The organism is Bradyrhizobium sp. 45, assembly GCF_023073155.1.
GTDB lineage: Bacteria > Pseudomonadota > Alphaproteobacteria > Rhizobiales > Xanthobacteraceae > Bradyrhizobium > Bradyrhizobium canariense_D.
On sequence record NZ_JADPIX010000110.1, the window covers coordinates 1 to 25,931 of the forward strand.

22 protein-coding genes and 3 pseudogenes are annotated in these 25,931 nt (G+C 61.4%); 14 read left to right on the forward strand and 11 right to left on the reverse strand.

Going from position 1 to position 25,931, the window contains the following annotated elements; translation table 11 throughout:
- Positions 1-520: 520 nt before the first annotated feature.
- A pseudogene (locus IVB42_RS18890) lies at positions 521-942 on the reverse strand (response regulator).
- A 453-nt stretch (positions 943-1,395) separates the two neighbouring features.
- On the opposite strand from IVB42_RS18890, the gene IVB42_RS18895 reads away from it, so the two are divergent.
- The 3 genes from IVB42_RS18895 (at position 1,396) to IVB42_RS18905 (ending at position 2,996) form a co-directional block, all read left to right on the forward strand.
- The gene (locus tag IVB42_RS18895; protein ID WP_018459877.1) at positions 1,396-2,094 is read left to right on the forward strand and encodes a Crp/Fnr family transcriptional regulator; all 699 of its coding nucleotides are present in this window, start codon (positions 1,396-1,398) and stop codon (positions 2,092-2,094) included.
- Between the two features lie 153 nt (positions 2,095-2,247).
- Entirely contained in the window at positions 2,248-2,625 is a 378-nt protein-coding gene (locus IVB42_RS18900) for an Hpt domain-containing protein (RefSeq protein WP_018459876.1), read from the forward strand.
- Between the two features lie 122 nt (positions 2,626-2,747).
- Positions 2,748-2,996, forward strand: coding sequence for a hypothetical protein (locus IVB42_RS18905; protein ID WP_018459875.1), 249 nt, complete (start codon positions 2,748-2,750; stop codon positions 2,994-2,996).
- An 84-nt stretch (positions 2,997-3,080) separates the two neighbouring features.
- Here IVB42_RS18905 and IVB42_RS18910 read toward each other — a convergent pair whose 3' ends face one another.
- Positions 3,081-3,704, reverse strand: coding sequence for a helix-turn-helix transcriptional regulator (locus tag IVB42_RS18910; RefSeq protein WP_018459874.1), 624 nt, complete (start codon positions 3,702-3,704; stop codon positions 3,081-3,083).
- A gap of 340 nt (positions 3,705-4,044) precedes the next feature.
- Between IVB42_RS18910 and IVB42_RS18915 the strand changes: the two genes are divergently transcribed.
- On the forward strand, positions 4,045-5,208 hold the full coding sequence (locus IVB42_RS18915; RefSeq protein ID WP_018459873.1) for a hypothetical protein: 1,164 nt from the start codon (positions 4,045-4,047) through the stop codon (positions 5,206-5,208).
- Between the two features lie 545 nt (positions 5,209-5,753).
- On the forward strand, positions 5,754-6,962 hold the full coding sequence (locus IVB42_RS18920; protein WP_026233896.1) for an EAL domain-containing response regulator: 1,209 nt from the start codon (positions 5,754-5,756) through the stop codon (positions 6,960-6,962).
- Positions 6,963-6,982: 20 nt separating this feature from the next.
- Here IVB42_RS18920 and IVB42_RS18925 read toward each other — a convergent pair whose 3' ends face one another.
- Positions 6,983-7,837: an NAD(P)H-dependent oxidoreductase gene (locus IVB42_RS18925; RefSeq protein WP_039801040.1), complete on the reverse strand. Its 855-nt coding sequence runs from the start codon at positions 7,835-7,837 to the stop codon at positions 6,983-6,985.
- Between the two features lie 92 nt (positions 7,838-7,929).
- On the opposite strand from IVB42_RS18925, the gene IVB42_RS18930 reads away from it, so the two are divergent.
- Positions 7,930-8,865 (forward strand): LysR family transcriptional regulator, encoded by a 936-nt coding sequence (locus IVB42_RS18930; protein ID WP_018459869.1) that lies wholly within the window; start codon positions 7,930-7,932, stop codon positions 8,863-8,865.
- 18 nt (positions 8,866-8,883) lie between these two features.
- On the opposite strand, the gene IVB42_RS18935 is transcribed toward IVB42_RS18930, so the two are convergent.
- The 3 genes from IVB42_RS18935 to IVB42_RS18945 form a co-directional block, all read right to left on the reverse strand.
- Positions 8,884-9,744 carry a DMT family transporter gene (locus IVB42_RS18935; RefSeq protein WP_026233895.1) on the reverse strand — a complete coding sequence of 287 codons (861 nt, stop codon included), beginning with the start codon at positions 9,742-9,744 and terminating at the stop codon, positions 8,884-8,886.
- Between the two features lie 248 nt (positions 9,745-9,992).
- A complete protein-coding gene (locus tag IVB42_RS18940) occupies positions 9,993-10,973 on the reverse strand; it encodes a tripartite tricarboxylate transporter substrate binding protein (protein WP_247295759.1) in 981 nt (326 codons plus the stop codon).
- Between the two features lie 100 nt (positions 10,974-11,073).
- Entirely contained in the window at positions 11,074-12,714 is a 1,641-nt protein-coding gene (locus tag IVB42_RS18945) for an FAD-dependent oxidoreductase (RefSeq protein WP_247372308.1), read from the reverse strand.
- A gap of 113 nt (positions 12,715-12,827) precedes the next feature.
- On the opposite strand from IVB42_RS18945, the gene IVB42_RS18950 reads away from it, so the two are divergent.
- Positions 12,828-13,739, forward strand: a complete 912-nt coding sequence (locus IVB42_RS18950; RefSeq protein ID WP_018459865.1) for a LysR family transcriptional regulator — start codon at positions 12,828-12,830, stop codon at positions 13,737-13,739.
- A gap of 493 nt (positions 13,740-14,232) precedes the next feature.
- Here the strand turns inward: IVB42_RS18950 and IVB42_RS18955 are convergent, their stop codons facing one another.
- The 3 genes from IVB42_RS18955 to IVB42_RS18965 form a co-directional block, all read right to left on the reverse strand.
- Complete coding sequence (locus IVB42_RS18955) at positions 14,233-14,442, reverse strand: hypothetical protein (protein ID WP_247470871.1); 210 nt, start codon at positions 14,440-14,442, stop codon at positions 14,233-14,235.
- A gap of 854 nt (positions 14,443-15,296) precedes the next feature.
- Positions 15,297-15,635, reverse strand: a complete 339-nt coding sequence (locus tag IVB42_RS18960) for a hypothetical protein (protein WP_247470875.1) — start codon at positions 15,633-15,635, stop codon at positions 15,297-15,299.
- A gap of 46 nt (positions 15,636-15,681) precedes the next feature.
- The gene (locus tag IVB42_RS18965) at positions 15,682-15,975 is read right to left on the reverse strand and encodes a hypothetical protein (protein WP_247470878.1); all 294 of its coding nucleotides are present in this window, start codon (positions 15,973-15,975) and stop codon (positions 15,682-15,684) included.
- A gap of 311 nt (positions 15,976-16,286) precedes the next feature.
- Here IVB42_RS18965 and IVB42_RS18970 point away from each other — a divergent pair.
- From IVB42_RS18970 to IVB42_RS18980, 3 genes and pseudogenes are all read left to right on the forward strand, one after another.
- Positions 16,287-17,465: pseudogene (locus IVB42_RS18970) on the forward strand (AI-2E family transporter); the annotation flags it as partial.
- An 853-nt stretch (positions 17,466-18,318) separates the two neighbouring features.
- Positions 18,319-18,441, forward strand: a pseudogene (locus tag IVB42_RS18975) (ribonuclease BN); the annotation flags it as partial.
- Between the two features lie 199 nt (positions 18,442-18,640).
- Positions 18,641-19,798, forward strand: coding sequence for a hypothetical protein (locus IVB42_RS18980; protein ID WP_247470881.1), 1,158 nt, complete (start codon positions 18,641-18,643; stop codon positions 19,796-19,798).
- 61 nt (positions 19,799-19,859) lie between these two features.
- On the opposite strand, the gene IVB42_RS18985 is transcribed toward IVB42_RS18980, so the two are convergent.
- Both IVB42_RS18985 and IVB42_RS18990 read right to left on the reverse strand, forming a co-directional pair.
- The gene (locus IVB42_RS18985) at positions 19,860-20,351 is read right to left on the reverse strand and encodes a hypothetical protein (RefSeq protein ID WP_247470884.1); all 492 of its coding nucleotides are present in this window, start codon (positions 20,349-20,351) and stop codon (positions 19,860-19,862) included.
- A 33-nt stretch (positions 20,352-20,384) separates the two neighbouring features.
- Positions 20,385-20,600, reverse strand: a complete 216-nt coding sequence (locus IVB42_RS18990; protein WP_247470887.1) for a hypothetical protein — start codon at positions 20,598-20,600, stop codon at positions 20,385-20,387.
- Positions 20,601-20,618: 18 nt separating this feature from the next.
- On the opposite strand from IVB42_RS18990, the gene IVB42_RS18995 reads away from it, so the two are divergent.
- The 4 genes from IVB42_RS18995 (at position 20,619) to IVB42_RS19010 (ending at position 25,627) form a co-directional block, all read left to right on the forward strand.
- A complete protein-coding gene (locus IVB42_RS18995) occupies positions 20,619-20,804 on the forward strand; it encodes a hypothetical protein (RefSeq protein WP_247470890.1) in 186 nt (61 codons plus the stop codon).
- 48 nt (positions 20,805-20,852) lie between these two features.
- Positions 20,853-22,829, forward strand: a complete 1,977-nt coding sequence (locus IVB42_RS19000) for a vanadium-dependent haloperoxidase (protein WP_247470893.1) — start codon at positions 20,853-20,855, stop codon at positions 22,827-22,829.
- 112 nt (positions 22,830-22,941) lie between these two features.
- On the forward strand, positions 22,942-24,621 hold the full coding sequence (locus tag IVB42_RS19005; RefSeq protein WP_247470896.1) for a YCF48-related protein: 1,680 nt from the start codon (positions 22,942-22,944) through the stop codon (positions 24,619-24,621).
- Between the two features lies 1 nt (position 24,622).
- On the forward strand, positions 24,623-25,627 hold the full coding sequence (locus IVB42_RS19010) for a ferritin-like protein (RefSeq protein WP_247470899.1): 1,005 nt from the start codon (positions 24,623-24,625) through the stop codon (positions 25,625-25,627).
- Positions 25,628-25,931 lie beyond the last annotated feature (304 nt).

The following is a 25,931-nucleotide window of genomic DNA, read 5'->3' on the forward strand; positions in this document are numbered from 1 at the left end:
CGTTGTTCGGCTCCTGCTCGAACTTCACCAGCTGATTGTCCACGGTGTCCAGGCTCTCGCTGGTTTCCGTCAAAAACTCCCGCAACAGATCATCCATGAGCTACGCCTTACAGACCTGGATCTGGACCTCGACGCCCGAGCCGCGCTGGCATGAACGGAAGCCCCCACCTTGGATCGTTAGACATCCCCTTTCACGGTCCCGTTAATTTCATCCTCCGTGCTAATACGGATATTGAAGACAAGTTTGCCGTTCGACTGCATGGGACAGCGTTTTTCGGCAAGACCGGCCCCACGCCGCAGCGGCGAGACGCGTTAGGTGAACGTGCCGATAACAGCGAGACCCGGCGCGCGGGAAAGCCCTGCTTGTGAAGGAGATATGCGCGGTCTTCGCGCAAATTGTATCGAGCTGCCTGCAGCCCGGGCCGGTCTCGCCACGTCGCCTGGTGCTTTGCCGGGATATGCATCACCCGCATTTGCGGTAAACGAACCGTTACCCGCGTCCGCTGCGGCCGGTGCCGCGCTAACCCAGGCGCGCGGCCGGGGCAAGCTCGCCCTGGGGACGGTGCTCCGCCAGGCAATCGTTGATGGCGGCGAGCAGCGCGTGCGGCGTGAACGGCTTGCGCAGACAGCGCGCCGCACCGAGCTCCAGCGCCATCCGGAGGAAATCCGGGGCCGGCGAATTCAGATTGCGAACGCGTAGCCGGACATCGCTATCAGCGGAACGGCCGGCGCGCGCTCGTGAAAGATTCTGACCGATTCGAACCCGCGCATGTGCGGCATGAAGATATCGATGATCATCAGATCGAACTGTTCGTGTTCGAGCGCACGAAGTCCGGCTTCCCCTCCTTCGGCGATCGTCACCCGAAAATTGTTGCGCTGGAGATAGACCTCGATGGCCATGCAGACCATCGGGTCGTCATCGACGACGAGAATATCGCGCAGATCTTCTGTCCCCGTTTGAGCTTCCCGATTTGGCGATTCAATAATTGAACCGTGGCGCACGCCATGCTCCTTTGCTCGAGAAATGGACTGTTGAGAGCGTCCTTGGCGGAGCCGGAAAGACGATTGACGCGGAATCTGCGGCCACGCGGCGCCAAGGCAACTCCATGACGACGACGCGGCGCGGATGACCTTGAAACGCGCCGGATCAACCATGACCGCGAACAAGCTCCAAACCGATTCTCCAGCCGCACCATCTGGATCTGCTGGTTCCCAGCTCGGTAGGAATTGGGTCAGGGAATCTGTCTTGGCGAGGCCGACGTGCAGCGGCACTGACTGCGATCGGACGTCTTGTCCCAATTGCCAATATATCCCGACGGGAACATGATGGAACGTGGCCGAACGACAAGCAGTTTCCCGTGCTGGTCCGGGAGACGGGAGGCTACTTTGGAAACAATGGTACGTTCCTCCAACGGTTTCCTGTCCGCGCTGTCGGCGGACGATTATGAATTGATCCGCCCCCACCTGCGGACGGGCGATCTGCCGCACGACGCGGTGCTGGTCGCGACCGGCGAAACGCTCAAGCGCGCCTACTTTCCCCATCGCGGCGTCATCTCGCTGGTGGTGGAGCTCGCCAGGGGCGAGCACGTGCAAGTCGCCATGATCGGCCGCGACAGCCTGCTCGGAACGCTCTCGATCATGGGCGATGCCTGCGCGCTGAACACGGCCATCGTGCTGGTTCCAGGCTCCGCCTCGATGATGGACCTCGACCGGCTGCGCGTCGCGGCCGACCAGAGCTGCACCCTGCGGACGCTGCTCACGCGTCACGGACTGGCGGTCTACGCGCAGGTGCAGCAGACCGCGGGCTGCAACGCCGCTCATCCGGTGGAGTCACGGCTGTCGCGCTGCCTGCTCCACACCCATGACCTCTCCGGCGACTACCGGCTGCTGCTGACCCAGGAGGCGATGGCGCAGATGATCGGCGCTCGGCGCAACAGCGTGTCGCTGGTCGCCAACACCTTGCAGCAGGCGAATTTCATTAACTACAGCCGCGGACACATCCAGATCCTCAACCTGGACGGCCTGCGCCAGACGGCGTGCGAATGCTACGCCACCGTGAAGGCGCAGTATGACCGGCTGCTCGGCCCGCGCTGACTGGCGCTGCGGCGTGGTAAACCGGCCGCTAATTCCGGCCCGCAAACACGGAATGTCCTGCTACCGGAACTGAAATCCAGATGCCGTAGACACGGATGTGCCGCGCGCGCCTGTACGGGCCGGCGGCAAACCGTGATCAAGGCAGGCCAAACCATGTTCGAAGTCACCGTCGCGCCTGCGCAAACAGTGCTTGATGCCGAACCCGCGCGCGAGCCGGGCGCGTACCAGGCGCTGGTGCGCGAGATCGGCGAGGATGGTGCTTGCGAAGTGCGCGACGTGTTCTGGAGCGAAACCTGCGCGCGTCTGCAATCGTTCCGCACGCTCTCGCTCGCGCAGCACCACGGCAGGATCGCCCGCGAAGCGCATTCGCTGAAGGGCGCGGCCGGAACGTTCGGCTATGTCAGGCTCGCGGTGCTGGCGCTGCGGCTGGAGAAGACCGCGGAGAGGCTCGGCGACGCCGGATTTTGCGACCTCCTGGACCTGATGGACGCCGCCTACGCTGCCGCGCGCGCGCAGGAGCCGGAGGGCTGACGCGCTCGCTCGAAACGCTCCAACCACTCACGCGTGCATGCCCGCCGTACTTCTACGGCTTGGGATTTTCACAGATGGCTAATCATAGGCAGCGATAGTCGCCGGAAACCAGGAGGGTTTCCATGTTCACCTACGAGACCGCGGACCAGAAAGAAGTTCGCCGCTTCCGCATCGCACAGTTCAACGGCCGGATGGCGACGGTGGCCGCTGGCGAGGCGACGGTGACCGGCTTCGTACGTTCGGTGCTGGAGCAGGAATCGAGCATGCCGCCCCGCTGGACCATCACGATCATTCCCAACGTGCCGAAGGACGAGCTCAAGCCGCTGCGGCCCTCGTCGCGCGCGCGTCCCTTCGCCGAAGATTATTTCTGAGCACGGTCGGAGCCGCGGGTCTTTTTCGAGAAATGCCTCACGCTTGGCCCTCGCCCGCTGCCGGGCGGCCCGACGCAAGGCCCTTCAGTCGATCGAATGCAGCAGCGCCGCACGGACGAGGTCCGCCGTGTTGCGCGCACCGAGCTTCCGCATCGCCTCGGCGCGATGGCTCTCGAAGGTGCGCGGGCTGATCTGCATCCGAAGCGCACCCTGCTTGTTCGAATAACCCTCGCTGATCAGCCTCAGCACCTCGCGCTCGCGCTTGGTCAGCCGCTTCTGGCCTGACAGGCCGAGGATTTCGGCGCTCGGCACGCGCTGCAGCTGTGGCGCGCGCGCGAACTTCGATTCGGCGCCCTCGGCCCTGGACGCGATCGGCAGGCCACCCGTGTGAGAACCGGCAAGCTGTTTGACGAGGCCACAAACCCGCTCGGTCTGCACTAGCGCATTCTCCACGACCCGCTGCAAATAGGCACGGTCGCCCGTCACCGGCGCGAGCTGATCGCTGTGATGCTTGATCTCGCCCATGTAGAGCAGGAGCGCCGTGAGGGGACCGTTGAGCTCGCGGGCGATGGCGGCTGCCATTTCGTCGGCCGCCTTGGCACGGGCGGCGTTCAGACGGACGGCATCGAGCTCTTCAGTTGGAGCGGCGTTGCTTTCGTACCATTCCGACGGCCGCGAATCAGTGGCCGTATCATTCTGTGACCCCATGTCACTCGTTTAGCGGAACCCAACGCGGTCTGTAGTTAACTTTTTGCTCCGTAAGACTACGGTGAATTTGGCAGTTTTGTGCTGAAACCCCGGCACAGGCACACTTTATGCTTGAGTGGCAACGTCCCTCAACATTCTTAGGTTGCTGAACCTGCCCAATTGATAGACGGGTCGCTCGACGCCTTCTTAACGATCAGATCCGCGCCGATTACCTGCGGCCTTGGATTTTACGGATATATTAACGGCGGCTTGCTTCTCTATGTCGCAATTGAGAGCGCGCAAATGCCTCCATGCATGGGGTCGGTAGGCCTGCTGGAAACGTTGCGGAAGATTGCGTGCCATGAACGAGATCGACCAGCTATCGAACTTCCTGCAGAAGCTGACGCCGCTGTCGCGCAGCTGCCTGCTCAGCGAGCTCGAACGGCTTGAGCTGTGCGGCATCGACATGCCGGGCTCGTCCGACCTGCAGTCCCGGTTGCGCGCCGAATTTCGCAAGGACGGATCGAACCAGGCGCGCGCCACCAGTCCCTCGCGCCATTTCTTTGCGCCGCTCGAGCTGCTTCTGATCGACGGCGCGCCCGAGCATGCCAACATGGGGCGGATCTCGCGCAACACCCTCACCCCGATCTGGGAGTGGATCTGCCGCGACCTGCTGCCGACCATGGCACGCGACTACATCAAGGCGATCAACGACCAGGTCGCCGCCAACAACCAGAAGGAAGTGCTGAAGATCGCATCGACCTTCCAGACCAAGGTCGTCAAGGTTCTCGAAAGCACCCTCGCATCAGCGGAGAGCACCGAGTTCGCGCGCGGCAAGCTCGCGCAATACACGGCATCGCACACCGCCTTCGAGGACGTGAAGAAGATCCAACATGTGCTGCGCGCCGGCGCCGCGCTGCCGAAGTTCAACGACAGGCTGCCCGAGAAGATCGCGAAGTTCGACGACGGCACGGTTGATCAGATCACCGCCCGATTGGACGCCTTCAAGAAGGCCCATCCCGAGGCGCTGCCGTTCGCGCTGACGCTGGTGGCGAGGCGGCTGAAGACGTTCTGGCAATTGGTGCGTCTTGCCACCAAGGCCGCAGCGAGCAAGGGCGCCGCCGATGTCGCCGCCGCGCCCTATGCCTGCGTCGTTCACATGGTGCTCGACCAGCTCGACGACAGGCGCCTCGCCTTGCGCATCGCGCTCCGGCACAACCGGGTGCTGATTGCGCGCGACCTGCTCGCCGAGATCTACGAGACCGAATATGCGCTCAAGGTGCGGATCGACGGCATCGAGCATTGCGAATGGGGCATTCGGCTCCAGCAATTGATGGACGCGATCGCGGCGCTGGTGTCCGCCGAGGTGAGCCGCTTCCCCTCCAATGTCGGCCACATTCTCGGTTCGCGCCGGCTGCGCAGCCACGACACGCTCGGTGGCAAGCTGTCCTATCTGGCCTGGAAGGGACGCGATGCGATTGAGGACGGCGCGGCCGCGTTGCGCAAGCTGATCGGCCAAACCTGATCCCGCGCTAATGCGCGCGCGGCAGGCACAGGAAACGATCGAGAAATCGCCCTGACAGCACGAACCTGAACCACCAATACATTATTCGCCGCGACGTCATTGCTGCGATCCTCGACAGCCCACCACCGGCTGCCCAGAGCAATAGCGCACGTGCAGCAATCCGCTTGTGATGTGCTTCACATTGGCGCCAGCGCGCACCGACGCATTGTCGCAGAACCGTCACGAGCGAACCGGGAAAAATGCGCGCGTCGCGCGCAATTGAGGCGCTCCATTATTCAATTGGGCGAGGCGCGCGTGGCTTGGTCCAATTGCAGGACAGCGCGCGTACATGCAGCCGCACTGCACGTCGCGAGATCTCCAGTGATTGTCGCAACCCTGCGCCCGGCGCGCGGGTAGACGTAAAAACTTCCCGACCGAGATCCAGATAATTTTAGACGTGATGGGCGCTTTAACGTTACTCAGATAATTCGACAATCGACTGAAGCCTTCCATATTTGAAACTGCTCACGTCGCTAACACACCGGCACGGAACGGGAGTGCTTGCGATGAACGACGAAATTGTAGAACTCGCCGAACGAAGGCCGAAAACCTTCGGACGGCGAAAGGTGAAGCCGCGCGCCTGCGTGGCCGACGGCAAGCGCCATCTTCGCGCGTTTCTCGCGGAAGTGCTGGAGGATCTCGGCTTCGTCACCACCGAATGCGCCAGTGCCGAGGAGCTGCAGAGCGTGCTGACAAGCGAATTGCCCGACCTGATCCTGCTCGGCATCGCCGCCGACGGCATCGAGCCCGGCAAATTTTTGGAGACGCTGGTGCGCGAGGCCTTCGACGGCAGGGTTCTGACTGTGGGCGCCCGCGAGTCGATCATCGTCAGGGCCGTGCAGCAGGTCGGCGAGGAATACGGCCTCAAGATGCTGCCGCCGCTGACGACGCCGTTTGCCGCGGAGACGCTGCGCGACCGTGTCGCGATGCTGTTGCCCGAGGAGCCGGCGCCGAGCCCCGCCGTGCACGTCGGCGAGGCCCTGCACGCCGGCTGGCTCGAGCTCTGGTACCAACCCAAGATCGACGCGCGCACGCTGATTCGCAATAGCGCCGAGGCGCTGGTGCGGATGCGGCATCCGACCTGGGGCGTGGTGCCGCCCGCCTATTTCATCCCCGAAGAGCACGACCCGAATATGCGCGACCTCTCCGAATTCGTGATCGAGCGCGCCATGCAGGACTGGCACTATCTACTGGAGCAGCAGAGCCCGGTCGATCTCGCGATCAATTTGCCGGCGTCCTATCTGAAGGAGCCGCAAGCCGTGCGTGATCTCTGCCGGCGCATGCCGACGCATCCGGCGTTCGGCGGGCTGACGATCGAAATCGACAGCGAGGAGGCGATCCGCGATCTCGATCTCCTGGCCGAGGTCGCCCGCGAACTGCGTCTGCACAATATCGGCCTGTCGGTCGACAATCTCGGCGCCAACTGGCCGTCGCTGATGGACCTTGGAAAAATTCCCTTCATCAAGCTGAAGGCCGACCGGCACTTCGTCACCGGCAGCGGCACTGATCGCCTCAAGCGCACGGTGTGCCGCCACATCGTCGAGCTTTCGCATGGCTATGGCGTGCGCGCCATCGCCGAGGGCGTCGAGAGCCGCGCCGACCTCGTCGCCGCCAACGAGCTCGGCTTCGACCTCGTGCAGGGTTTTCTGTTCGGCAAGCCGATGCCGCTGAAGAAGTTTGCGCGGAGCACGCTGACGCGGACGGTGATGGGGTGAGTCCTTGCGCGAGCGGCGGATTACGCTGTTGCCGCGCACCCCTCAGCCGTCGAGTGCACGGAGCTCGTTTCACCCATTGGGCTGCGTGCCTCGACCTGTTCGACGTGAAGCGCGAAGCTGGTCGCGCCGGAATGCTCGAGTCCTGCGCGGAGCCGCATGCTCGGAATCAGGTAATCGCCGCCATTCTGGCGCCGGTAGGGAATCGGGGATGTCGTCGCAAGCGTTCGCATCCTCTCGCGCAAACGTTCGGCAGTCGCTTGGAAACCCGCTTCGTCCAGTTTGTCGGCCTTGTAGACGACGAACGGCGGAAGCACGTCATAGCCGGGATAATAGAGGATGCCGTGATTGATCGGGAACAGCAGGTCGTCGATCGGCCCGTTGATCCCGCGCGCCGAATAATGCTCCTGCCAGCCGCCGGCGGTCACGATCAGCATCGCGCGTTTGCCCGCCAGCCTGCCTTCGCCGTAACGGTCGCCCCACCGCTTGTCGCTGTGCTCGCCGACGCCATAGGCGAAACCGTAGGCGAACACGCGGTCGACCCAGCCCTTGAGGATGGCCGGCATGCTGAACCACCATAGCGGGAATTGCAGGATCAGGACGTCCGCCCACAGCAGCTTCTCGATCTCGGCCTTGACGTCCGCGGTGAGTGTACCCGACTCGAACGCCTGCTTGGAGGCGGCGGCCGGCGCCAGCCGCCCGTCCGGCGGCAGCAGCGGAAAATCGGCGCGGCCGACCTCGGATGTCCATCCCTGCGCGTAAAGGTCTGACACCCGCACCTCGTGTCCCTCAGCCTCGAGTTCTCTGACGGCAACGTCGCGGAGCGAGCCATTGAGGGAGCGCGGCTCGGGGTGAGCGAAGAGGATCAACACTTTCATGATCAGCACCTTGGTTGACGATTGCGAGCAGCAGGTAGCGCCTCCGACTGCAATCCGGTAGTTGTCGCCGATGGATAGGATCATGCCGAAATATGGATAAATCGGACGTGACGCTCGAACGCATGCGCAGCTTCGTGCGGGTCGCCGAGCGCGGAAGCCTGTCCGCGGTCGCGCGCGAGCTTGGTCTCGGCCAATCGACAGTGACGCGGCACCTTCGGGAACTGGAGCAGGCCGTCGGCGTGCCGCTGCTCACGCGGACCACGCGCAGCGTGACGATGACCGAGGAGGGGCGCCGCTATTACGCCGACTGCGTGCAGATCCTGCGCCTGGTCGAACTCGCCGGCGACGAGGCGCGCAGCACGCGCGGCGCGCCTGCCGGAACGGTGCGCGTCTCCTGCACCGCCGCCTTCGGCGTGCTCCACGTCAGCCGTCTGGTTTTCGCGTTCCAGGACCGCTATCCGGACGTGGCGGTGGATCTCAGCCTGACCGACGAGCGGATCGACCTCGTGCGGGAAGGTGTCGATATCGCTTTGCGTCTGGGGCCGCTCCCCGACAGCTCGATGAAGCTCAGGCTGCTTGGTCAGTCGCGGCGGGTGCTTGTGGCCGCACCGGACTATCTGGCGTCGCGCGGCAGGCCCGCGCGCCCGCAAGACCTCGCCAGCCACGAGGGTGTCAGGATGTCGAACATCGCCGGCAGCGACGTGCTCGTGCTGCACGGGCGCCGCGGCGGCCGTCATGTGGTCCCCTTCGCAGGGCGGCTGCGGGTGGATCACGGGCTTGCCGCACGCGAGGCGCTCGCGGCCGGTCGTGGCATTGCGCCGGCGCATCTTTGGCTCGTCGACGACCTGCTTGCCTCCGGCCAACTCGAGCGCGTGCTTGAAGACTACGCGCCGCCGTCCGTTCCGCTCAACATGCTGATCGTGCCGGAGCGGTCCGGCATCGCGCGGGTACGGCTGCTGGTCGATTTTCTTGCCGAGGGAATCGCACAGCTGCCGGGGATTGAAAAGCCGCAACCGGGCAAGAGGTAAGGCCGCATCAATTCGGCCTCAGGCAAACCGCCGTGCGAAGAAGACGCAGGCGACCACCAGCGCGGTCGCGACGATCATGCTCCAGGCCACAGGTTCGTGCAGGAGCAGGCCTGCAAGCGCAAGGCCGAAGAACGGCTGGAGCTGCTGCAACTGGCCGACGCGGGCGATGCCGCCGATCGCAAGCCCGCGGTACCAGAAGATGAAACCGACGAACATGCTGAAGACCGAGACGTAGGCGAGCCCGATCCAGGCGGGCACACCGACGCCGCTCCATGTCGACGGCCAGGTTAGAATCGCGACCGGCACCATCAGCGGCAGCGACAGCAGCAGCGCCCAGGAGATCACCTGCCAGCCGCCGAGCCGGCGCGACAGCGCGGCGCCTTCGGCATAGCCGAGCCCGCACAGCACGATCGCCGCGACCATCAGGAGATCGCCGGTGAGCGATGCGGTGCCGTCGTTGGACAGCGCAAAGCCGGCGACAGTGGCGCTGCCCAGAATTGCAAAGAGCCAGAACATCGGCTGCGGCCGCTCGCCGCCGCGCAGCACGCCGAAGATCGCGGTCGACAGCGGCAAGAGCCCGATGAAGACGATCGAATGCGCCGAGGTGATGTGCTGGAGCGCAAGCGCCGTCAGCAAGGGAAAGCCGACCACGACGCCGATGGCGACGATCGCGAGCGAGACGAGATCCTTGCGCTGCGGCCGCGCCTGACGGAGCAGGCCGAGCACGGCCACACCGATCAGCGCCGCGATGACCGCGCGCGCCGAGGTCAGGAACAGCGCGGAAAACCCGCCGACCGCCACGCGGGTCGCCGGCAGCGATGCGCTGAAGATGATGACGCCAAGAAGCCCGTTGCCCAAGCCGCTGCCGGAAGAGTGCATGCCCATCTCGCCTTGTCGGTGGTGATCCGAACTGGCGAGGCCAGCCGGTGTCGCGACGATTACCTGTAAGCCTCCCAAGGCCCAACAACAAAAAGCGCGAAAACAACCCCATGCACAGTAGCCGGAGCTGCAAGATCAATGACTTACGCCGGGGCGGAATCGTGTTTCTAGACCGCGATCGTGATGCGGCGGGCGCTGAAGGCGAGCCGGGGATGATTGCCGACGAGCAGCAGGGCTGCGTGGGACACTTAATTCGCCTTGATGCCCGCTTCACTGATCAGCTTGCCCCATTTCGAGCTTTCGCTTTGGATGAAGCGGCTGAACTCCTCCGGCGAGGTCGGTGCAGGCTCTGCGCCAAGCGTCCGGATCTTCTCGACCACCGATGGATCCTTCAGGGCCTTTCCGAAGGCTTCGTTCAACCGGCCGACGATATCGGCTGGCGTGCCGGCCGGAGCAACCAGCCCGAACCAGCCAACGGATTCGAAACCCGCAATACCGCTCTCGGCGAGTGTCGGCACATCAGGCAAGGACGACAGACGCTGCGCAGACGACACACCGATGGCGTTGAGCTTACCTTCGAGGATCAGTTGCCTCGATGCGGGGATATCCAGTACCGCGAAGGGGACATGGCCTGCGAGAACATCGACCGTCGCCGGCGCGGTCCCGCGATAGGGGACCAGCTCCATGGCGATCCCGGTCTTCTGCGTGAACAGTGCCGCGGTCAAGTGCATGGCGGTCGAATTGCCGCCATGCCCGATCGACAACGCGCCCGGCTTGGCCTTGGCGAGCGCGATCGATTCCGCGACCGTATGCGCCGGCACGTTCGCTGACGCAACCAGCACGAAGGGAATTTTCGCGAGCAGGGTGATCGGCGCAAGATCCTTCGGATCGAACGGCATCGACGAATTGAGATGCGGATTGACCGTCAGGCTGCCTGCCGGCGCAATGCCGAGCGTATAGCCGTCAGGCTTGCCCTGCGCGACCGCGGCCATGCCGATGTTGCCTCCAGCACCCGCGCGGTTCTCGATCACGAGACCCTGTTTGAGCTCGGCAGTGACCAGCGGTTCGAGCGCGCGGATGACGGTATCGGCGCTGCCGCCGGGCGGAAAGGTCACGATGATCTTGATCAATTGCTCGGGATAGACCGCTCGGACCGCCTCCAGCGGCAGCACGGCGAAACTCGCGGCCGTCAGCACGGCCAAAATGCGGCGGCTTGCAACGTGAAACACGTTTCCCTCCTGGTGCGAGTCTTTTTTTGTTTTGTGAACCACGACTTTGTAAATCACCTGCCGGCGGACTTCGCCGCGAGACCGTCCGCTTCAAATCGCCTTACGCCGAAGCGCCGGTGATGCGCGTCAGCAAGCCTTGTGGGTCCGCTGGCGCGGCCTGCCCGCGCCAGGCGATGTGCTGATCGGGCCGCGCCAGCACCAGCTTCTCGGCATACGCGCCGTTCGCTTCGTCCGGCGCAATGTCGAGCAGCGCGAGCGGAATGCCGCGCTGCTCTGCGGCAGACTTCAATGGCGCTACATCGATCGCCGGATCGAACCGCAGCAAAGTGTAGCCGACGCCGAAGGCATCGTAGAGCGATCGCCCGTCCCGCAGAAACAGGTGCGGCGCGCGAGCGCCCGGCACGGTGGAGGGGGTGAAGCTGCCCATCGCGTAAGCGGGCGGCGTCTCGCCGTCATAGGCGATGATCGGCGAGGCATCGTAATAGTAGCCGAAGTTCAATCCGGCACAGCAATATTGCTGCACGTTGAGATCGTAGGCCGCCCTGGCCAGCGCTGCGCGCGCGGCGTGGCCGCGCGGCGTGTCGTCCTCGATCTCCGCGGAGACTCCACCACGCTGCGCCATCATCTTCATCGCATGGTCCATGGCAAAGCGCGACACCTGTTCGGTGATGGGCTGACGCTCCGCCTCGTAGGCATCCAGGATCGAAGCCGGCGCCCACCCGTTCAGATGCGCCGCCACCTGCCAGCACAGGTCGACGGCGTCCGCAATCCCCGCATTCATGCCGTAGCCCGCATACGGCATCCACAGATGCGCGGCGTCGCCGCAGATGAAGACTCTGCGATCGCGGAAGCGATCGGCGACAAGCCGGCGGCCGACCCAGTCCTCCTTGCTGAGGACGCGGTATTCGAAGCGCTCGTCGACGCCGAGAATGGCGCGGATCGCCCAGTCCCGATCGACCGAATCAAATTCGGGCTCGTCTGGCTTCAGGTGATTATGGATCAGCCAGCGGTCCTGACCGTCGATCGCCACCGTCGTGCCTGAGCGTCGCGGGTTGAGCGAGAGCACCATCCAGGCCGGCTTGTGCGCGCCCATCAGCTCCTTGAGCTGCGGCGCTTCGATGAAGGTCGATTGCACGCGCTGGATCACCGGCGTGCCGGACAGGTTGGCGCCGATCGATCTGCGAGCCAGGGAACGGCTGCCATCGCAACCGATCACAAAGGAAGCCTCGATGCGGAGCGAGCTTCCGCTGTCGAGGTCGCGCGCCAATGCGACCACATGGTCGTCATTCTGCTCGATGTCCGTGATTTCCGTGCGCGCCAGAATGGTGATGCGCGACTGAGCGGCGGCATGGCTGAACAGGATCGGCTCGAGATAGACTTGGTTGATCCGGTGCGGCGGCTCCGGCGTCGGCCACCAGGTGTCGGGGCCGCCGGTGGCGCTGTAGCGGCGTGCGCGCGAGGGAATGTCGATGCGGCACAGCTCGATGCCGGTCGCCGTGGTCCGGTAGGAGCAGTCGTTCGGGAAATCTGCGGGCAGGCCTGCGTCGCGCAGCTTTGCGGCGACGCCGAGCCGGCGGAAGATCTCCATCGAACGCGCCGAGACGTGATTGCATTTGACGCTGGGCGGATCGCCGGCATGGCGGATCTCCGCGACCACGACGTCGATCCCACGGGAAGCCAGATCCATCGCCGCGGTCAATCCGACGGGCCCGGCGCCCACCACCAGCACCTGTGTCCTCATGTTCGTTTCCAATCCCTTGGCGATCGCCGCTTCACCGACCACGGCATGCATTTTATTGCATGCTCGCTTATGTGATAAGCCGGAAAGAACTCATCAATTCATGAGCTTTGCCTATGAACGTCACCTTACGGCAATTGCAGGCCTTCACCGGCGTGTACCGTACGCGCAGCATCACGCGGGCTGCGCGCGAGCTGGGGATCACGCAATCGGCGGCGAGCCTGTTGATCCAACAGCTCGAAGCGCAGCTCGGCGTCAAACTGTTCGATCGCTCCACTCGTTCGGTGCAGCCGACGCGGGCCGCTGACGAGGCAGTTCATGCCGCCGAACGGATGCTGGGCGATGCGCTGGGCCTGTCGCGGCGCATGCGTGACCTCGCGCAGGCGCGCGCCGGCCGAGTCGCGTTTCTCGCCTCAGCCGGTACCGCATCGGCACTGCTGCCCTCGGTGCTGGCAAAATTCCGGGCAGGCTATCCCGACATCGAAATCGACATGCGCGACGTCGCCGCCGACGATCTCGTTCCACGTCTGATCGCGACGGATGCGGAGTTCGCGATCGGCAGCGTCGAGGGAGAATTCGCGGAGCTGACGATCGAGACGCTGACCCGCGGCCGCCTGAGCGCCATCGGCCGGCGCACCCCCGACTTCGCGGCACGGCGCTCACTGACATGGGACGAATTGGATCAGATGCCGACGATCGCGATGCGGCGCGAGACGCGGATACGCATGCAGATCGATCAGGCGCTGGGGAGCCAGGGCAAGCACCTCAACCCGACCTATGAAGTGACGCTGATCAACACCGCGCTCGCCATGACGGCGCAGGGCCTCGGCCTTGCTATCCTTCCTGCGACGATGCTGCCGGCCGATCAATTTCCAACTCTGATCGCAAAGCCGCTGATACGCCCTGCCATCACCCGCCCGGTGTCGCTGCTGCAGCGCCAGGGTCGGACGCTGTCGCCGGCCGCGCAGGCGTTCGTGGCGACGGCGCGGACGGTGCTGGCGGAGCGAGAGCCGGCAAGATCAGACTGATCTGCCGAGCTTTCTGGAAAGCCGTTTTATTGTGGCGGATGATGTTGGCGGAGAGGGAGGGACTCCTGGACCAATTTCCGCCCATCCGCCAATTTCCTCGATAAAACAACGCGAGCCGGCGGGTTATGGACTACACTGACGACTACACTGTGGACTACTGCAGCGATCAGCACCCCAGAATCGCGCGTTTGTCCGCCGCCGTCAACGTCCTAAAGGCGGCGGCCAGCCTATGAACTTGATTCAGAGTTGACGCGGTGTTGCCGGGCAATCTAGACGGTCACCACGTGATAGACGCGGCAAGCGAGCACGCCGGCATGCTTATCAACTAACCTGCCTTAAAAGCCGTGCCACATCTGTTTCTTGGTCGTTGTTCTCCAACGCGACCAAGCGGTTCTTGTCGCCAAATGGCGAAGAATGGCAGAGGATGCCTCTTGCCGACGCCGCCCGTTGGGGAGGATCGACCATCAACGATACGCCTACCTCAAGTTGAGCGCTAACGGGCGCCCTCCTCCGTCTCATCGTCAATTTGGCGGATCACGATTTCGGCGCCGTTGAGGGGAAGGCAGTCGAGCTTGTGGTTAAAACCCTTCCCGTCGCTGTGCGGCCACAAGGCGCCGATCGATCGCCAGATCTTTGTATCGCCGTTCTTGGTGACGGCATAGATGCGGTGCGTCGGCCGGGATGAAGCGGCTTGATTGGTCATGGAAAGCTCCTTATCGATTCCGAGCCCGCCCCAATGGCGACCTCGATGGCCGCTCTCGATCGCGGCGATCAAGCGGAGCTGTCAAAGCGGACCGTAGGTCCCCCAGGGGCGCGAGCTGCACACGCAAAGCACGGAAGCGAACGGCTTTTACGGCAAGACGCGCCGCGACAGAAACGGCCATCAAGAGGTTAGCCTTAGTGGCGGACTTCGGTTGAGTTCGATATGTATTCTGGCCAACACGCCGCCCATACGGAGTACGGCTTTCTTCCAGATCTCACCAAACGAGCGCGTCTGTCCTCACGTGCGGCCACCTTCAGGCTGATGACAAATCGCGACAGATAGATGCCGAATATCGTTCGGTCGCGCGACGCGAGCTCCTTTGCTGTCTTTGGCCGCGTATAAGTAACAATCGGTCCGCTCTCAGTCCCTGAAGCCGACATATCGGCTTTGAACTTGGAGGACAGCTGAGGACCGATCTTTTTGCAAAGCCGTTTTTCGCTGATGACCAAAATTCTGCGGGCCGTGGGCGCGACCTTCGCGTACAGGATGCGAGGGACCTCACGGCCTCACGCAAAATGTTAATCGGCCATGGGGTCCAGACGCCGATTAGCGTCTCAAGTGCTTGATTGACTTCGCTTGTGTGGGGTCAGTGTTCGGCGCCGATGTACAGTCTACGCCCTGGATTTCACTGCTTTCTGAAGCGCTTGCCTTCAGGACGCGGTCGCTCGCGTCCTTCGCGACGACGCTCGCAACGTACGCTCGCTGAGCGCTGCCTCGATCGAAATTCGGTGGCATATGCGGCAGATGCCACACGCTCGCTTCTGCGAGCGCCCGTGCTTACGTCCGGGATGTGTTCAGTGACCGCGCCGTACTCGCCAGTACCAACGACGAACGCGTAAATCGAACGCCTCGATGGTGCCGTACATGTCCTCCTCTTTGCTCCAGAGTTCGTCGCGCAGCTCTCGCACACGCTCTTCATGATTGTTGTGCAGCTGCTTCTCGTGAGCCGATGCAAAGAAGTGGATGATGATCAGCATCAATTCGATACCGAACGACGCGGCGGCTTGCAGTGCGAGGCCATGCGTCAGGTGGAAGATACCCAAACCCAAGGAGACGATTTCCAGAAAATACAGAATGTACTTGAAGATCGACATGCGCCCGAAGATCCAGGCCTCGTCGTCGTTCCTGGACATGTCGTCTGCGATGCGGTCGAGTTGGCCTTGATGGTTGGCAACCCTTCTATTGGGCATACCCTTCCTCGCCTTGGCTACGTGCGCGCCTCCATAGCGATTTGGGCGGATGCACCGGAGCGTCGTAAACCTCAGCGCTCGACTCGGTGTCGGCCTTCAGTTCAGCAATGATTTCGCGATTGAGGTGATCGACTAAGTAATGGTGGTTCCAGAATTGCCCGTCCTTGCGCTTCACTCGCTTGATGTAGTGGTTCAGCGAGACATCGTACCCCACGACGTAGACGAAGCCTGCCAGGCCGAGAACCAGCATGGTCAAGGCGACTTGGACTGTGCCTTCTTGCATCGGTACCTCCGAGGACGGGTTACACTTTAGACGATAACCTGCACAATCCAATCTCTTCCTGCGGAGCCCCGACCGGGAGTGGAACGACTATTAGGTAGCACGAAACCAGAAGCTCCGTGACCAGCTCACACCCGTGCAGATCGAACGGGGCGCTCAGAATCGTCCCCCGCGGCGTCAAGGAAGACCCGGCGCCCGCCGCTTAGTAGGGTTCTGCACAGGCCCACGGAACACGTGGGCAAGTGGTAGCCTCTGGTCGAAAAGCCCATTTCCACAGAGCGTCGGAGAGGTTCGCTTCGAGTGCTGGCTGAGCCATGGTGGCTTCCACAGAGGCGGCGGGGACGCGCGTCCGCCGCTCCGGGAACATTCGTTGCGCCGAACCGTTCGCCATAGCCTCAAGCTGGTTTGAGTCGGTGGCTAAGGTGCTTTCCGTGGCAGAGTCCGAAAGTCCATTGCAGGAAAGCGTTACGGCCGCGGATGCGCCTGCCGTCACTTCACTTCTGTCGTTTCAAATAGGGGCCGTCGTAATAGCGGCGCTGTATTTGGCGCGCGAAGTGCTCGTGCCGATCACGGCCGCAATACTTCTTTCATTCGTGCTGGCCCCGCTGGTCGATCTACTCCGACGGTGGCGACTGGGACGAATACCTTCTGTACTAGTCGCTGTTTTTGCTGCGATGGCCCTCATTGGTGCGATTGGGACGGTGATCGGATCGCAGGTCGCACAATTGGCACCCCGCGCGCCCGAATACGCAGGCACGATCAAAAAAAAGATCGACGCCGCCCGCATCTACGTGACCGATAAGGCTTCTGGCCTACTCGACCGCGTGGGGTACAATGCTAAGCCGGTGCAGACGACACCGGAAGGCTCGGCTGGAGCCGGGACCGCGGTCAAAGGTGAGCAGCCCGGCTCAAAGCCAGCGACATCGAGCCCGCTCGAGTTGCTTCAGAAGTATCTGTCCCCGATCTTGTCGCCGTTCGCAACACTCGGAATTGTCCTCGTGATCTCAATCTTCGTGCTGCTGCAGAAAGAGGATCTGCGCGATCGAATGATCCGGCTGTTCGGTGCCACGGACCTCCATCGAACAACTGTGGCCCTGGACGACGCCGCACAGCGGCTGAGCCGATACTTCCTGGCTCAACTCGGATTAAATTCCGCGTTCGGAGTGATCATCGGAACGGAATTGTATTTCATTGGCGTGCCCAATCCTGTCCTGTGGGGCATCCTTTCGGGGCTGCTGCGCTTTGTGCCTTACATCGGCTCATTCATCTCGGCCGGCCTGCCCATTACACTCGCGACGGCCGTCGATCCGGGCTGGTCCATGGCGATCTGGACTGCGGTTTTCTACGTGGTGGTCGAACTCGGTGTAAGCCAAGGCATCGAACCAATCCTTTACGGCCATAGCACCGGCCTTTCGCCACTGGCGGTCGTTGTATCCGCGATCTTCTGGAGTTGGCTCTGGGGGTCGATCGGATTGGTGCTCTCGATGCCGCTTACGCTGTGCCTGGTCGTGCTCGGCCGGTATGTTGATCGGCTCGAGTTCCTGGACATCCTTCTTGGAGATCGCCCGCCGCTCACGCCCGTCGAGAGCTTTTATCAGCGCATACTGGCAGGAGATGCGGACGAGGCCCAGGATCATGCCGAGCTGTTGCTGAAGGAAAGATCATTGTCTTCCTACTACGATGAAGTTGCTCTCAAAGGCCTGCAGTTGGCCGCCAACTACGCCGAACGAGGCGTCATTGGCCAAAGACATTTGGAACGTGTGCGGAATACAATAAACGAACTCATCGGCGAACTGGCCGAGCACGACGATCGTGACCCGTCCTCACTGGACACTCAGCCGGCCGGCACGCCCAGAGATCAACGGGACATCCCAAACGATTCGCCGCCCGAACATGGTCCCCAGAGATGCGCACCGTCGCCCCGGTGGCAGGGAGCGGCACCCGTTCTATGCGTTGCCAGCAAAGGGCCGCTCGATGAGGCAGCGTCTGCGATGTTGGCACTACTTCTTGGCAAGCATGGTCTAGGAGCGCGGGTCACGAGGTACAACGCCGCCTCGCGCGAAGCGATCAGCGCGCTGGACGTGGCAGGTACCGTCATGATCTGCATTTCCTACCTCGACATCCGTGGCAGCCCTTCGCACCTGCGCTACCTTCTGCAACGATTGAAGCGAAGAGCTCAGGGCGTGCCCATTCTCGTCGGATTGTGGCCGACTGAAGATGACGTTCTGAAAGACCGGCAGATTCAAGCTGTGATCGGCGCGGATTACTACGTTACCTCGCTCCGCGATGCGGTGAACGTGTGTGTATCGGAAGCTCGTAAAGAGATGGAAGCCTCCAGCATTGCGGGGCGCGATCGATATCGCGCGCGAGCAACTCACCCGAGTCGCGTCCAAGGGCTCGCAGGCGCTCGGCATTACCTTCGCCATCGGCCTTGGTACTTCGCTCTGGAGCGCCAATGCGGCCATGAAGTGCGGTGCCTATCCCACCCCAATCTCGACGAATTGATTGCTTTCGTCGGCGGACTAGCACTTCATTCGATGATCAAGGCGTTTGCCGGAAAAACGACCGCGGCGCAGGTCGTCACACTTCGGTCGTCGTTCTGCACACCGGAAAAGGCGGTGGATCTGCTACGTTGGTTTTGGCGGCATCAAATCGCGGTCGCTTGCTGATGAATATGAAACTCCTGATGCCACCCGATGCCAGGAAATTTTTCCTGCTTGCCATTCCCTTTGTCGTCGGAAATCTGATAGTCGCGCGAACACTTCCGGTACTGAACCAATTCCTCTTTCTCGACATGTGGGCCACCGCGACGGCCAGCATTTTGGGCGGCCCTTGGTATGGAGCGATCATCGGCTGTCTCACGAACCTGACGGGAGACGTCTTTTTCGGAGGCCAGTATCTGAACTACGCGCCAGTCAGCGTGTGGGGAGCCATCATCTGGGGTGCACTTGCCCATCGCTGGGGGCTCGGCCCCTTCATTCCGCCGGAACACAAGCCCAATCTCTATCGACAACTGACTATCAGGATCCTCGTGAACGGGCTCGTGGTCGGCGTCGTCTGCATGCTTCTGGTGATGGTGATCCTCGACGACTTTTCCGGTTCGGTAACCTTGCCCCCTGCGGACACCGCGGCCAAGGAGCATCCTGCCGTCCTCATGCTGCGGATATTCTACGATTACTTCGAGAAAGTCGGTCTCGCGGAGTATGGCTTGATCGACACCGCACGGTCGCGGATGTCGGATCTTCTCACATTGCCGATGCACCTCGTGATGACCATTCCGGACAAGGTCTTCAGCGCTAGTCTTGCGTTCTACATCGCCATCTGCATTGCCCGGAAATCCGGCTATGCCGAGTGGCGCCTGGCGGGAAGAAAGCCGTCCTTGCATCCGATTTTCTCGCCTGTGGTGTTCGTGTGCATCTATCCGGCCTTTCTGGCGGCTCATGTCGCGATCAACCATCCCGGTTTCGGCGTCGAGAAGCTACCTCACTATTGTCTCTGGCTGTCGCCTCTCTTGGCGGCGGCCCCGGCCCTGCGCTCGGCCCTTCGTGGAAGTGCCGCCGGCGGTCGCAAGAAGCGGAGTGTCGACGATCATCCGGGGGCATACCGAAAGCTGACCGATACGATGGATCTTCTGCACTACGATCTGTTCGACCTCTACGCGGTCGGATACGCCATCGCGTTGTTCACGGTCTTCGCTCAGTTCACCGACAACGGCGTCGTCGTGGCGATCAAGGAAGTATTCGAGCGAGGGATCGGAGTGGTTACGCTACTGTTGCTTCTGAAGGTCCTGCCCGTCTTCGTCAGTCACCTGCTTCACGACTCGTGACCTCGTTCACCAATATCCTCTCGAACTTACCTTCGGCGCCGTCCCGTTGGAGTAGCTCGCGTTATCGCGTGATGTCAGACATCTTTCCGAGTGCTTCATCCTCCTCGTCCGTGAGATAGGAGACGGAAATGTGGAGTACATCGAGTCGCGGTTTGGCCGGCGCCGTGTCCGGGACCACCGGCACGATGGTTGCGCGCCGCCCATACTCCTTCATCGAGTCCCGATCCGGCAGGGCCAACACCACGCGATCATAGAACCAACACAAGCCAAAAGCATTAGTCACCCAGTCGGCACAGCGGTGGGCGTAAAGCTTTCGATTCGTGTAGGGGCCGACGACGAGGACGGCAATGCGTTCCCCGGAGTCGTTGAGCGTGAAAACGAAATCGACGACGGTGCCGGTCGGGGGATCCTTCACCGACTGTTCGGCTCCGCCCATCGGTGCGCCTACGAGGTTCTCCAATTCCGCGGCGATGGACCACTTGGCCGCGATCGTGAAGGCGCGCTCGAAGGCACCTCCCGTTTTTCCGACGAAACCCTGGCGGGCTTCGTTCATGTACTCCCGAATACTCTTCGCCGTACCGATACCCTATCCGTAGTCGCGCGCGACCGACAGCGCTTTGACCGGATCGGCGGCGTGCCATTTCCCGACTGCCGCGACGACGGCCAGCGGTGCGAACCGCAGCGCTTCGTATTCGGTCGGCTGTTCCGACTTCAGATGCTCGAGAAACTCGTAGGCGGCGATTGAACGACGCAGACCGGCCGCGTCGGCCTGATCGTTCAGGCTGCGGGCGATGGACACCATTTCCCGCTCGCGCTCTCCATGACCAACCAGCTTCAAGCGGTTGATCGATCTCCGCTTCCTGCTGCCAATTCCGCCTCATGGACCTATCCGGCCAAGATTTGCCCTTCCTTGGCGAGGGCGAATAACGTCACGATCATTGACGCGATTAAAAAAAACTGCTCGCTCTACGGTTGTCAGATGAATCAATTCATGGTCTATTTTTGACAAATTCGACGGCGGTCATTGTGTAATTTATTTCTCATAGGAGGTTTCATGATGCGCAGGCTTCCTGCCGCTTTGGCTTCCGCGCTTTTCCTTTCGATTCCCATTCATGCGACGGCTCAGGGCAATCTTCAGCCGCAAAGTCAGCAGGAATTCCTGCGGGTATTCGGGGCAAGCGGCCCGCAGGGCGCGCCCGTCCAGTCCGGCACGACCCAGCCGCGGCAAGGTCTTTCGACCCAGTCGATCGACGAATTCCGCAGGGTCTTCGGCGCCGGCGCTTTGTCGGGCACCGCGCAGTTGCAGGGCGTGACCTCCCCCCTCACAATCGACTCGACGTTGTTGACCACCGCGTTGGAAACGAACGACCCGCTCCGTTTCTTCACGCTTTGGCATCTCGTGTCGCTCGACATCACCGCGATCGACCATCGCGCATTGGTTTCTTCGTCACCGTCGACTTTCCACGAACAGTTGGGTCCCGCACGTACCGCCCGCGCCCTTGCTCTGATACATCAAGCGCTTTTCGAGGGGGCGAACATCTTCGAGCACAAGTATGCATCCACGCTGACCGGTCTGGATTCGATCGCGACGGACGGAGCCTCGTCCGAAGCTGCCATCACGGAAGCTGCCTACCAGACGATCGCATGGCTTTATCCCGGGTTGATCGACGTGTCCGTCAATTCCAGCTCGAGCACGATCTGCCTGAATCCCACTTTCAGCATATCGGCCTACTACGCGTGCGCGCTTTCGAAGATTTCCGACGGCGACAAGAAGGTTACCGGAATCGCTATCGGAAGGGCCATCGCCGGCCGGATCATCGCGCAACGAGATCACGACAGCTCGGAAAAGCAGGAGTCTCTCTGGGCGGTTAATTTCACGCCTAGGCGCACCGACACTTCGGCGGCGGATTATCCCTACGCCCAGTGGCAGATCGACCCGGTGTCGAAGTTGACGACCGCGCTCGGCGGATATTGGGGCGGCGTCAAGCCCTTTGCTCTTACCTCCGGCTTCCAGTTCAGGCCTTCCGATGCGGACGCCGCGGCCTCTCAGAAGCTGACGCAGGTGAACGGAAAGCTGGACTACAAGAGCCTGGCCGGCTACGCCGCGATTGCGGAGCTGGGTCGCGAAAGGCGGCTGAGCGAGAGCGGCGTCGCCCCCTCTCCGGCCATGAAGGGCGACAGTATTTTCGTCGCTCAGTTCTGGGCGTACGACGGGACTATCAACGTCTGCGCTCCGGCGCGGCTATACAATCAGATCGCCGGCGCCGTGCTCGACCGCTTGCGGCAGCCGGGCTCGGGCTATGATGGTGCCATCGACGTCAAGTCGACGGTCGACGTGGCGCGCTTCTACGCGTTGATCAACATCGCGATGGCCGACGCCGCGGTCTCAGCCTGGGACGCCAAATTTTACTTTCAGTTCCCGCGCCCGGTGACTTACATCCGCGCCGCCCAGGACAACGGAAATCCGACGGCGTTAAAATGGTTTCCCCTTGGTGCACAGAACACGAACTCAGACCAGCCCTTCAACATCACCCCGCCGTTCCCGTCGTATCCCTCGGGACACGCGGTGTTCGGCGGCGCGTTGTTCGGGGTTCTCCGGCAGTTCATCAAGCCAGATACCGAATTCAGCTTCATGTCGGACGAGTTCAACAAGAAGAACAAGGACGTCTACAACTACATCCGTTGCTCGGACGAAGACAAGTTCACGCCGAAGGACAGGTTCTGCATTCAGAGGACCTTTACGCTCGATTGCGCGGAACGGGAGAACGCCGACAGCAGGCTGTTCATGGGCGTCCATTGGGTGTTCGACGCCGACGACGGGATAAACATGGGAAATCTGGTCGCACGACAGGTGCATCAGAACGTCATGAAGCCGCTGCAGGGCGCTTCCAACACGCGCACCTATTCGATCGACTACTCCAAGATCACGACACGGGCCGCGTTGAAGTGCAAGAACGTCAATTATCCCGACGGCTGGGATAGTGCGGACAAGGGGTTCGGGCCGCTGAAGAAGTTCATGGTCGTGAACTAGACTTTGTAGGTATCGGGTCGGCGGCGGCGCCTGCCGCCACGGCTCTTACGCAATGGCCTCAAGCGACGCGAGTTTCATTGATCTTGAAACGATCGCATTTTTGGATTCTTCCATGAGCTCTTATCAAAAGGTGATTGCTGTTCTTAATAATTCAATCGGTGGCGCGCAAGCAAACATTGGCGCTCACGGAGCGTTTTGGCGAGGTCTGACGCGAAACCAATTCGTTGCAATGAAAATTTACTCTTTAGCCGTAGTCGAGCCGGGCAGAGGTGCGCAGTCCAATCTCATCAAAGCTCTCAAAGGTGAGGCGCCCTTCGGAGCCGACCTGCCTAATCCCCCCGCGGGAGCGAGATGGCCCCGAATGCCCGACGGATTTCCCCCTGTGTCGAATCCGGATATTTCGTTTATCGAAGAATGGATCAATGACGGCTGTCCCGAGAACGAAATTCGGCCGGCGACAGAATTCACGTGGACGAAGACCGGAGCTCCAACCGCAAGCTCACGCTACGACGACGTTTGGTTTCGTGACCCAACAATCGGGTGGGCGGTGAACAGTAATGGTCAAATCCTCCACACGCGAGATGGTGGACGGACCTGGCGCGAGCAGTTGCACGACGGTTCAGTGTACTTGCGTTGCATCGCATTTCCATCGTTGTCCAAAGGATGGGTCGGATCGATTACCGAAGGAAAGACACTGTACAGCACAATTGATGGGGGCGCGAACTGGACTCTCGTGAGAGATCTGCCGATCGACGCTCCGATTGCTGTTTGCGGAATCTGGGCTGTCAATGAGATGGTCGTTTACGCCGCTGGCGCTAACTATCCTGAAATGCCCGTGCGAATGATGAAAACCATCGACGGCGGAACGTCGTGGTCCGCCTGGGACATGCGTCCTTGGGCAGATAACCTGATCGATGTCTATTTTCCGACTGAGCGAAGAGGCTGGGTTGTCGGTGGCATCACCGACAATCCGCGCGAGGCGACCCCATCGAAACCGAAGCTAAGGCCCGTCGTCCTCCATACCGAGGATGGCGGCATTACCTGGACCGATCAAGTCGCAAGTATCCGAGGCCAGTTTCCGCTCGGAGAGTGGGGATGGAAGATCCAATTTCTCAACGAGCAGGTAGGCTTCATCTCGCTCCAAAACTACGAAGCTGGTGCCATCTTGACGACGATCGATGGGGGAGCCTCCTGGACTCGCAGGCCAATCAATGATCCTCAGATGAATGCAAACTTGGAAGGAATTGGATTCATTGACACGGATCAAGGGTGGGTCGGTGGGTGGGGTGATCGCCCGAAGCAGAAACGTACGAGCAGCGCCACGACCGATGGGGGCGCAACCTGGTGGGACGCTAATGATATTGGCCGAACCATAAACCGGTTTCGCTTCATTGGTGAACCGATCAACGTTGGCTACGCGGCCGGAGAGACAATCTACAGGTACTCCTCAGGGGAGAGGCCAATGGCTAGTGCAACGATATCATCGTCATTAACCGAGCAGACGAATCGACTGCTTGAATCAAGTGAATTTCTTGAGGCCTCCGGCAGCGCAGAAATAGCGTTTTCAGTGCCCCCAGGCGCGTCACGCCTTACCGTTCGCGCTTTTGACCCGGATGGTCCGTTCACACGCGTGCTCCTAGACGAGAAACACCCCGCGGCAGGTCGGCGCACCGTGCTATGGCACGGCGTCGATGATGCTGGGCTCGCCCTGCCGCGGTGGTCGCATGTGCTGCGCCTGACAATCGATGATGTCTCAGAGAGCCGTCTCATTTTGCTAACCGGGGAGGCTTAGCATGATCGAGATCCGCGCAACCCCGATCAATGACATTGACCAACTGCGTTCTGCGCTACAGAACGCGATCAAGCTAGAGCACGCGACGATCCCCCCCTATCTGCTCGCATACTACACGTTAACTGGCGCATCTTCCTCGGTTAGTTACGCCAAGAGACTCATTCGCGGAATTGTGAACCAGGAAATGCTGCATATGGCTCTCGCGTGCAACATTCTCAACGCAATAGGTGGCGCACCGGCTATCGCATCTGCTTCGTTCGTTCCGACCTACCCGGGACACTTGCCGATGGGGATTGAGTCAAGTGTCGAGGTGCACCTGAAACGGTACTCGCGGTATCTTGTCGAACAAACGTTCATGACGATTGAAGAGCCGGAAGTCCCTTTGCATATCCCGGTAAAATCAGCGCTCGCAGCGACGTCAGAGATTACGACCATTGGCCAGTTTTATGCATCAATCCGTTCGGAGATCGCTCGTCAGGGCGAGGCGATCTTTACCGGATCGCCTGATAAGCAAGTGATCGGCGTGCTCGGCGCCACCGCGGTCACGAGCGTCAGCACGGCGATCACAGCCATCAATACAATTGTTGAACAAGGCGAGGGAACGCCGACATCTCCCGCCGGGATGAACAAGGTCGTGGCGCACTATTACCGGTTTCAGGAGCTCGCCAAGGGCATGAAAATCGTGGTGGATGCCGGCTCCCCGCTCGGGTTCAGCTTTGATCCCAAACAGCCGATCACGATTGATGACGCGACCGATGTCACGCAAATGGTCGAGGATCCTCAAACCGTCATATTTGCCGGGGAAGCGGCAACCCTGGCAGACGCATGTGACACTGCTTATTCCGACTTGCTGAGACTGTTGCACGATTCATTCAATGGTGCCCCAGGGAAGATTAGCGACGCTATTGATCATATGAGCACCGTCCTTGAACCTGCCATCACGCAAGTACTCAATATCAAACTGTCTTCCGGTCAGTACGCGGGACCGCGATTCAGATTTGTTTGATGGTGGCGAAAGCCAAGCGCTTTGATTGCAACGGCCTGTCCGCCCTAGCGAGGGAGTTATTGATGGAGGCAAAGCTTGCGCGAAATCCATTGTTCTTCTGACAGTCCGATAAAAAATGTCAGGCGGCAGGCTCCGCTTCTGGTCGCCAGCGCTCAGGGAGGGGTGGGAATGCGACAGCCGAACAGCTTCGGCATTCCGATTGCGTATTGGTACCATCGCAGCGGCGAGCGACCGATGCTGCAAATCCTGCAGAGCAATTTTGGCGGGGGTTTTCCGGCCGTAAGCAACCGCAGGGCGCAGCGAT

Coding starts and splice junctions, on each gene's coding strand:
- IVB42_RS18955 (WP_247470871.1), bottom strand. CDS start 14,442: ATGACCAATCAAGCCGCTTCATCCCGGCCGACGCACCGCATCTATGCC.
- IVB42_RS18985 (WP_247470884.1), bottom strand. CDS start 20,351: ATGAACGAAGCCCGCCAGGGTTTCGTCGGAAAAACGGGAGGTGCCTTC.
- IVB42_RS18935 (WP_026233895.1), bottom strand. CDS start 9,744: ATGCACTCTTCCGGCAGCGGCTTGGGCAACGGGCTTCTTGGCGTCATC.
- IVB42_RS18925 (WP_039801040.1), bottom strand. CDS start 7,837: ATGAAAGTGTTGATCCTCTTCGCTCACCCCGAGCCGCGCTCCCTCAAT.
- IVB42_RS18900 (WP_018459876.1), top strand. CDS start 2,248: ATGTTCGAAGTCACCGTCGCGCCTGCGCAAACAGTGCTTGATGCCGAA.
- IVB42_RS18965 (WP_247470878.1), bottom strand. CDS start 15,975: ATGCAAGAAGGCACAGTCCAAGTCGCCTTGACCATGCTGGTTCTCGGC.
- IVB42_RS18895 (WP_018459877.1), top strand. CDS start 1,396: ATGGTACGTTCCTCCAACGGTTTCCTGTCCGCGCTGTCGGCGGACGAT.
- IVB42_RS18990 (WP_247470887.1), bottom strand. CDS start 20,600: ATGGTGTCCATCGCCCGCAGCCTGAACGATCAGGCCGACGCGGCCGGT.
- IVB42_RS18950 (WP_018459865.1), top strand. CDS start 12,828: ATGAACGTCACCTTACGGCAATTGCAGGCCTTCACCGGCGTGTACCGT.
- IVB42_RS18945 (WP_247372308.1), bottom strand. CDS start 12,714: ATGAGGACACAGGTGCTGGTGGTGGGCGCCGGGCCCGTCGGATTGACC.
- IVB42_RS18930 (WP_018459869.1), top strand. CDS start 7,930: ATGGATAAATCGGACGTGACGCTCGAACGCATGCGCAGCTTCGTGCGG.
- IVB42_RS18980 (WP_247470881.1), top strand. CDS start 18,641: ATGAATATGAAACTCCTGATGCCACCCGATGCCAGGAAATTTTTCCTG.
- IVB42_RS19000 (WP_247470893.1), top strand. CDS start 20,853: ATGATGCGCAGGCTTCCTGCCGCTTTGGCTTCCGCGCTTTTCCTTTCG.
- IVB42_RS18905 (WP_018459875.1), top strand. CDS start 2,748: ATGTTCACCTACGAGACCGCGGACCAGAAAGAAGTTCGCCGCTTCCGC.
- IVB42_RS19010 (WP_247470899.1), top strand. CDS start 24,623: ATGATCGAGATCCGCGCAACCCCGATCAATGACATTGACCAACTGCGT.
- IVB42_RS18910 (WP_018459874.1), bottom strand. CDS start 3,704: ATGGGGTCACAGAATGATACGGCCACTGATTCGCGGCCGTCGGAATGG.
- IVB42_RS18960 (WP_247470875.1), bottom strand. CDS start 15,635: ATGTCCAGGAACGACGACGAGGCCTGGATCTTCGGGCGCATGTCGATC.
- IVB42_RS18995 (WP_247470890.1), top strand. CDS start 20,619: ATGACCAACCAGCTTCAAGCGGTTGATCGATCTCCGCTTCCTGCTGCC.
- IVB42_RS18915 (WP_018459873.1), top strand. CDS start 4,045: ATGAACGAGATCGACCAGCTATCGAACTTCCTGCAGAAGCTGACGCCG.
- IVB42_RS18920 (WP_026233896.1), top strand. CDS start 5,754: ATGAACGACGAAATTGTAGAACTCGCCGAACGAAGGCCGAAAACCTTC.
- IVB42_RS19005 (WP_247470896.1), top strand. CDS start 22,942: ATGAGCTCTTATCAAAAGGTGATTGCTGTTCTTAATAATTCAATCGGT.